This window comes from Phytoactinopolyspora endophytica, from assembly GCF_004138495.1.
GTDB lineage: Bacteria > Actinomycetota > Actinomycetes > Jiangellales > Jiangellaceae > Phytoactinopolyspora > Phytoactinopolyspora endophytica.
In genome coordinates this window covers 71,247-78,124 of the sequence record NZ_ML142859.1, presented here as the reverse complement: position 1 = coordinate 78,124, position 6,878 = coordinate 71,247, and the positions used below count along the sequence as shown (strand labels likewise).

Sequence of the window (6,878 nt, the reverse complement as noted above, 5' to 3'; positions counted from 1 at the left end):
TTCGACGGCTGGCGTTCATAGGCGGCCCGCCGAGCTCACCCGACGCAGAGGCCCGCTTCCGCGGATTCCAGGCCGCCCACCTCGAGGCCGGCCTTCCGATTCCCGCAGAGCCTCATGTGCGCGCCGAGCTGACCACATCGAGCGGCCGCCGTGCCATCGGCGAGCTGCTGGACGGCATGGCCGAGCGGCCACAAGGGGTGATGTTCGCGAACGACCAGATGGCCGTGGGCGCACTGCCCGAGCTGGAGCATCGCGGGTTTCGCGTTCCCGAGGACCTGGCCGTCACGGGCTTCGACGGCATCTCCGTCACCCGGCTGATACGCCCGGCGCTGACGACGGTGCGGCAGCCGATGCAGGAGCTCGGGCGGCAAGCGGTCGACCTTCTGATCGCCCGGCTCACCGGCCGCCAGCACGAACCCGAGTCGCGCCTGCTGCAGGTCAGCGTCGTCCGCAGGGCAAGCTGCGGATGTCCAGGCGCGTCCATGACCTGAATCATCCGGTGATCATCAACCGCTAGACGGTCCATGGTGCGGCCAACCGTTGATGATCACGGCGTTATAGAACCGTTATCGCACTTCCTCTTGCCGCGTCGCCTGCCTTGGACCATCGTAAATGTATGCGCTTACATTCGACGACGTGACTCGAGGAGGAGCCGATGTCTGGTAGCGCCCGAACCTTCGCCATCGTGTGCGCTCTGCCCGCTCTCGCCCTTGTTCTCACCGCCTGCGGGAGCGACAGCAGTGACGAAGTGGCGGCCGATGACGAGCAGACACTCACCGTCTGGGCCATGGGTGAGGAAGGCCAACGGCTACAGGAGGTGGCCGACGAGTTCAACGAGGAGTTCCCCAACGTCACGATCGACGTCACGCCTGTCGGCTGGGATCAGGCCCATCAGAAGCTCGTCGCCGCCGCCGCGGGTGGAGAACTACCCGACGTGGCGCAGATGGGCAGCACGATGATGGGCGAGTTCATCGAGCTGGACGTCCTGGAACCGATCGACACGTCGACGTTCAGCCAAGATGACTTCTTCCCCGCCGCCTGGGAGAACAACGTCGTCGACGACGAGGTCTACGCAGTGCCCTGGTACGTCGACACTCGCGTGCTCTACTACCGCACCGACCTGGCCGATGAGGCGGGAGCGACGCACCCGCCGGCCACGTGGGACGAGCTGAAGGAGCTGGCCGTCGCTTACCAGGAGCAAGCCGGAACCCAGTACGGCATCTCGTTACCGGCCGGCGGCGAGGGAGCGTGGCAGAGCCTGCTCCCGTTCCTCTACTCCGCGGGAGGCAGCCTGGTGGACGACGACGGCAACGCCACTCTCGACACCCCGGAGGCGACCAAGGCGCTTGAGGAGTACGCCAGCTACTTCGACGAAGGCCTGTCCAACACGAGCGTCCAGCCGGGACAGACCGTCGAGCAGGACTTCGGCTCCGGCGACGCGCCGATGTTCATCTCCGGCCCGTGGATGGTGAACAACATCAGCGAGGCGCTCCCCGAGCTGGACGGCAAATGGGCGGCAGTGCCTCTCCCGGCCGACGAGGCCAGCGTCTCGTGGGTGGGTGGTGCCAGCCTGGTCACCTTCACGGACAGCCAGCACAAGGCCGCCGCGCAGGAGTTCATCAGCTTCCTGACCAGCCCCGAGAAGCAGGCCGACTGGTACGAGGTCTCCAGGTCGCTGCCCGCCAACATGGCCGCGTGGGACGACCCGAGGCTGGCGGAGGACCCGCAGCTGAACGCCTTCGAAGAACAGCTCTCGACCGCGGGCGACGTACCGGCCATGTCTCAGTGGAACGAGTTCGCCCATGAGCTCGACGTCGCCATCGAGCAGATGGCGAATGGCGGCGCCGACCCCACGACGACGGCCAGTGAGCTGCAGGCAGCGGCCGAGCCCCTGACGGAGTAGACCATGGCCCGGACCACCTCGGTGAGCCCGGACGACGCCTCGTCCGGGCAACCACCGGAGATCGATGACGCCGCGACCGCAACCGGCCCACCACGACGACGGGGACGACGGGCGCGACTCGGGACACAACACCTGGCGGGCTGGCTTTTCTCCACACCGTTCCTGGCCCTGTTCGGCACGTTCATGGCGTTCCCGATCGTCGCGTCGCTGGTGATGAGCTTCACGGACTTCGGGCTGCGCAACGTGACGGATCCGCTGTCGACCGAGTTCGTCGGCCTGGAGAACTACACCGAGCTGTTCGGCGACGAGACGTTTCGGCGCGCGCTGTTCAACACCGCGTACTTCGTCGTCGTCGGCGTTCCGCTGACCATCGGCCTCGGGCTGGTCGCCGCGGTCCTGTTGAACTCGAGCATCGACCGGTTCCGGACCTTCTTCCGGGTCGGCTTCTACACGCCGGTGGTCACCAGCATCGTCGCGGTCGCCGTGGTGTGGCGGTTCGTACTCGATCCGGGAGACGGCCTCATCTCCGGAGTGGCGGCCGAGTTCGGATGGACGACGCCGGACTTCCTCAGCTCGTCGACCCTGGCCATGCCGTCGCTGATCGCCATGGCGGTCTGGCGCAATCTGGGTTTCCCGATGGTGCTGTTCCTGGCCGGGCTGCAGTCCATCCCGTCGGAGGTACGGGAGGCGTCGCGGATCGACGGGGCCGGCGCCGTCCAGGAGTTCCGTAAGATCACCGTTCCGCTGCTGCGGCCCACCATGCTCTACGTCGCGGTGATCACCACCATCGGCTACCTCAACGTCTTCGAGGAGCCGTTCGTGATGACCGGCGGCGGGCCGGCGGACAGCACGCTCACCACATCGCTGTACATGTACCGGGAAGGCTTCGACTTCTTCCACATGGGCTACGCGAGCGCCATGGCGTACACGCTGTTCGTGATCGTGCTGGCCATCACCCTGCTGCAGCTCCGATTCCTCCGGGACAAAACCACATGAGCACAGCCGAGAGCACGCGCCCCGCCACCGGCCGGGCCGGAAGCCAGAGCACCCGCGAGGCCGCGCGCCGCCGCGAACGCTCGCACAAGACGCTGATCTACACCCTGCTCAGCATCGGTCTTCTCGTCATGCTGGCGCCCTTCGGATGGATGGCCCTGTCGGCGTTCAAGACCACCGAGGACCTGACCGCGTCACCGCCGGTGTGGATCCCCACCGAGTGGACTCTCCAGCACTTCCGCGACCTGCTGAACGTGCTGGACGTTCCGTTGCATTTCCTCAACTCGACCTTCGTAGCCGTCTGCGTCACCGCAGGAAACCTGTTGTTCTGCTCGATGCTCGGCTACGCGCTGGCGAAGCTGAACTTCTTCGGCAAGCGCCCGATCTTCGGGCTGGTGCTCGGCGCCCTGATGGTTCCGATGAACCTGATGCTGATTCCGAAGTTCGTCCTGATGAGCCAGTTCGGGCTGCTGGACTCCTATGCCGCCCTGATCCTGCCGTTCGCCGCCGGAGCGTTCGGCGTGTTCCTGATGCGGCAGTTCATCAGCTCGGTCCCGGACGAACTGCTCGATGCCGCCCGGGTCGACGGCGCCAACGAGTGGTTCATCTACTGGCGCATCGTCCTACCGCTGGTGAAGCCCGCGATGGCAACGCTGGCGATCTTCACCTTCATGGGGTCCTGGAACAACTTCCTGTGGCCGCTGATCGTCACCAACGACCCGGACAAGTACACGCTGCCGGTCGCCCTGGCCACCTTCGCCATCGACCCCACGAAGTCGGAGGGATCCAACGGCATGCTCATGGCCGGCGCCTTCCTCGTCGTGCTACCGATCTTGCTCGTCTTCATCGTCCTGCAGCGCTACTTCACTCAGGGCATCGCCACGGCCGGCCTGAAGTAAATGGGAGGACGCACGGAATGGGGTGAACAGATCGCCTGGCTAAAGCCCAACCGGGCCACAGATCGGCCGAGCACGACACGCCTGGCGCAACCACGTGCCTGGAGATCTGTTCACCCCATTCCGCGCGGCACCGATGTACGCGTATTCATCCCCGACAGAAGGGCTACCTCAAGCCATGACCGAACACTCCATTGCCCGCGCCGACTGGGAAGAACGCATCGGCAGGCCCAGCGATCTGGCGGCAGACGCCGGGACCCTGCCACCGCCCACCGGCCTCGCCTCGGCCTCCGGTGCCGGGCACGTGCGGCTCACCTGGGCTCCTGTCGACGGCGCGCTCGGATATCTGGTCCACCGCGCGGATGCCCCGCACGGCCCGTTCGAGCCGCTCGATCACCGGGGCGGTGACGTGCTGGCGGTCCCCCGTCCGCCGTACGCCGACACCCTCGCAGAACCCGGCCGTCGCTATTGGTACAAGGTCGCCACCTGGTCCGACGCGGGCGCCGGAGCACTGTCGGACCAGGCCGTCGACGGCGCCCCGGTCCCCGCCGCGGGTGGTGAAGCTGTGTCGGTCGTCGTCGACGCGTCCGCCGAGCCGATCCCGATGCCGGACGTCTGGCGGCGCATGATCGGTGCGGAGCACTTCTCCCTGCTGACGTGGGACGGTCGGGGACCCGGCGGCTCGGACGTCGCCGTGGAGTATGCCGAGGCGTTGCGGATCATGCGGGACGAGATCGGCGTGCGGACCGTCCGCGCGCACGGCACCTTCCTGCCGGAGTACGTCTCCGTCCGCCCCGATGGCGGCTTCGACTTCTCCGGGCTCGACGACATCTACGACCGGCTGCTCGGCATCGGGCTCACACCCGTCGTCGAGCTGTCCTTCATGCCCGCCGAACTGGCCGCCGACCCGTCGTACACGGTCTTCGAGTACCGAGGCATCGCCTCCGTCCCGAGCGACTGGCAGCGTTGGGGCGAGCTCTGCCGAGATCTCACCGTCCACCTGCGTGAGCGCTACGGCGCCGACGAGGTCGCCGGCTGGGAGTTCGAGGTGTGGAACGAGGCCAACCTCGAGGTCTTCTGGAACGGAACCCAGGCCGACTACCACCGCCTGTACGAGGTGGCGGCGCGGGCGGTGAAGAGCGTGGATCCGCGCATCCGGGTCGGCGGGCCCGGCTCCGCCGCGGCCGGCTGGGTCGGCACGCTGCTGAACCACTGTCGCGAGCACGACGTGCCGATCGACTTCATCTCCACCCACACCTACGGCAACGCACCGCTTGACTTCCGGCCACTGGCGCGCTCGTTCGCTCAGGAGAGTGGCCAGGAAGAGCCGGAGATCCTGTGGACCGAGTGGGGTGTGACCCCGACTCACTTTCACCGGGTCAGCGACACGGTGTTCGCCGCTCCGTTCGTCCTGCACGGCATGAAGTCCGCGCTGGAGACGACCGACTGCCTCGCCTACTGGGTGGCCACCGACCACTTCGAGGAGCTCGGCCGGCCGCCACGGCTCTTCCACGGCGGCTTCGGCCTGCTCACCGTCGGCAACCTGCGCAAGCCGCGGTTCTGGGCGCTGTACCTGCTGTCCCAGCTGCGCGGCGGGCGGATCCCCGCGACGGCGACCGGCGACGGCGGCAACACGCTGGTCGAGGCGCTGGCCACCCGCGCGGCCGACGGCGCCACCATCGACGTGCTGGCCTGGAACGGCACCCTCGACCAGACCAAGATCGACGGCGCGACGGCGCTGGACCGGACGGTGACGGTCACGCTGAGCGGTCTGGCTCCGGGCGACACCTACGAGGTGACGTCGTACCAGATCGACACCGACCACGGCAACATCCACGCGGTCTGGGAGGACCTGGGCGGCGGCGATTGGCCCGATGAGCAGCAGTGGGAGAAGCTGCGCGCCGCCGACCAGCTCACCCCGGAGCAGATGGAGACCGTCACCGCCGGCGCCACGGGGACGGCGAGCATCTCGTTCTTCCTGCCCATGCCCGGCATCCGGGCGCTGAGCCTGACTCGCCGCTGAATCGTTCATTCGTTCACATCCCGTCACCGGAGAAGGGAGGCAGCGCGGACGCAGGAATCACGACTCTGCGGCCTGCTCCGCGCGAAGCCGATGGACCGACGCACATTTCTCAAGACTCTGACCACGGCAGCGGGAGCCACGGGCGCCGTCGCGCTCGGCGCCCGTCCCGCCGTCGGCGCCAAGCCCACGACCGCTCCCGCCACCGCCGCCGCGAAGCGCACGACCGGCGACACCGAGGAGCTCCTGCTGACCTGGTTCACCGACACATACCGCTCGATCGAGGCGATGACCACCGAGTTCGGTCTGCCCGCCGACAACATCGACCTCAGCGGCGGCGAGCCACTGCCCACCGTCAACACGTCCACGACCAACATCGGCTGCGGGCTGTGGTCGACGGTCGCGGCCGGCGGCCTCGGTGTGATCAGCGGTACGGAGATGAGCCGTCGGCTGGACCGTACCGTGACCGCCATCGAACAGCTCGACCGAGTGCACGGGTTCTGGTTCAACTGGTACGACGCGTTCACCGGCGAGGTGCTGGAGGAGTGGCCGGGCAGCGGCGACCCGGTACGCAAATTCCTGTCCTCGGTGGACAACGGCTGGTTCGACGTGGGCCTACGGATCGCCGCCGAAGCCGAGCCGGCCCTGCGCGGCCGGATCGAGCGGCTGCGGAAAGACGTCGACTGGTCCTTCTTCTACTTCCCGTACGACCCGGATGATCCGGACGCCAACCCGGGCCACATGAGCACCGGGTTCAACGTCGACGAGGATGCCTTCACCGGCAACTTCTACGGCGCGCTGAACTCCGAGACCAGGATCGCGAGCCTTCTCGGCCTGGGCGACGGCTCGGTCCCGACCGACCACTACTGGCGGACACACCGTACCTTCCCACCGGACTGGGAGCAGGAGATGCCGCCGGACGGCGAGTGGGTCACGGTCGACGGCGTCGAGATGTTCCGCGGCCACTACGTCTACCGCGGCCGTAAGACCGTGCCGAACTGGGGCGGTTCCATGTTCGGGGCGCTGATGCCGCCGCTGTTCGTCCCCGATGCCGAGTGGTCCCCAG

The 6,878-nt window shown here is 67.5% G+C and carries 5 protein-coding genes and 1 pseudogene; all 6 read left to right on the top strand.

What is annotated here, in order from left to right:
- Positions 1 to 491, top strand: a 491-nt coding sequence (locus ELR45_RS41180) for a LacI family DNA-binding transcriptional regulator (RefSeq protein WP_240759929.1), incomplete at its 5' end; no start/stop codon positions are given.
- 164 nt (positions 492 to 655) lie between these two features.
- On the top strand, positions 656 to 1,903 hold the full coding sequence (locus tag ELR45_RS20515) for a sugar ABC transporter substrate-binding protein (RefSeq protein ID WP_129668023.1): 1,248 nt from the start codon (positions 656 to 658) through the stop codon (positions 1,901 to 1,903).
- A 3-nt stretch (positions 1,904 to 1,906) separates the two neighbouring features.
- Entirely contained in the window at positions 1,907 to 2,899 is a 993-nt protein-coding gene (locus ELR45_RS20510) for a carbohydrate ABC transporter permease (protein ID WP_129668022.1), read from the top strand.
- Positions 2,896 to 3,795: a carbohydrate ABC transporter permease gene (locus ELR45_RS20505; protein ID WP_129668021.1), complete on the top strand. Its 900-nt coding sequence runs from the start codon at positions 2,896 to 2,898 to the stop codon at positions 3,793 to 3,795. Before ELR45_RS20510 ends, ELR45_RS20505 begins: the two co-directional genes overlap by 4 nt.
- A 175-nt stretch (positions 3,796 to 3,970) precedes the next feature.
- On the top strand, positions 3,971 to 5,815 hold the full coding sequence (locus ELR45_RS20500) for a GH39 family glycosyl hydrolase (protein ID WP_205856953.1): 1,845 nt from the start codon (positions 3,971 to 3,973) through the stop codon (positions 5,813 to 5,815).
- Between the two features lie 90 nt (positions 5,816 to 5,905).
- Positions 5,906 to 6,878, top strand: a pseudogene (locus tag ELR45_RS38535) (glucoamylase family protein); the annotation flags it as partial.

What these genes read in the sequence shown, in the direction of transcription:
- ELR45_RS20515 (WP_129668023.1), top strand. Translation starts at nt 656, where the DNA reads ATGTCTGGTAGCGCCCGAACCTTCGCCATCGTGTGCGCTCTGCCCGCT.
- ELR45_RS20510 (WP_129668022.1), top strand. Translation starts at nt 1,907, where the DNA reads ATGGCCCGGACCACCTCGGTGAGCCCGGACGACGCCTCGTCCGGGCAA.
- ELR45_RS20505 (WP_129668021.1), top strand. Translation starts at nt 2,896, where the DNA reads ATGAGCACAGCCGAGAGCACGCGCCCCGCCACCGGCCGGGCCGGAAGC.
- ELR45_RS20500 (WP_205856953.1), top strand. Translation starts at nt 3,971, where the DNA reads ATGACCGAACACTCCATTGCCCGCGCCGACTGGGAAGAACGCATCGGC.